This window comes from Wolbachia endosymbiont of Pentidionis agamae (assembly GCF_036711655.1).
Lineage (GTDB): Bacteria > Pseudomonadota > Alphaproteobacteria > Rickettsiales > Anaplasmataceae > JAZHPY01.
On record NZ_JAZHPY010000157.1, the window covers coordinates 1 to 568 of the forward strand.

1 protein-coding gene is annotated in these 568 nt (G+C 27.8%); it reads left to right on the forward strand.

The window, feature by feature from the left end; genetic code table 11:
* The coding region (locus V6U76_RS05425) for a phosphoribosylaminoimidazolesuccinocarboxamide synthase (RefSeq protein WP_333024127.1) at positions 1 to 527 on the forward strand (527 nt) is incomplete at its 5' end.
* Between the last annotated feature and the right edge of the window lie 41 nt (positions 528 to 568).

Below are 568 nucleotides of genomic sequence, written 5' to 3' on the forward strand. Positions count from 1 at the left end.
AAGAAGGAGTGACTACACACTTTATCAAAACTTTAAATGAAAGAGAGCAATTAGTTCAAAAATTAGAAATAATACCTCTTGAAGTGGTAGTTAGAAATATTGCAGCAGGAAGTTTTTGTACACGTTTTAATATAAAAGAAGGTGAAAAACTTAAAACTCCTATAGTTGAATTTTTCTATAAAAATGACGAGCTTGCCGATCCAATGGTAAATGAAAATCATATTCTCTATTTTAATTGGCTATCTGAAAAAGAAATGGAAGAGGTAAAATCTAAAGCATCGAGAATTAATAACTTTTTACTTGATTTGTTTTTAAATGTTGGAATAAATTTAGTAGATTTAAAGTTAGAATTTGGTAAATCAATAACTGATAAAATTGTTTTAGCTGATGAGATTAGTCCAGATAATTGCAGATTATGGGATAAAATTACTTCTCAAAAATTCGATAAAGATGTCTTTCGTTTAAATTTAGGTGACTTAAGAGAGGCATATTTGGAAGTTGCAAGAAGATTGCAGATATACGTATAGAATATGAGGAGCTTTAATGTTTAAATGTTATTCTGAAAAGA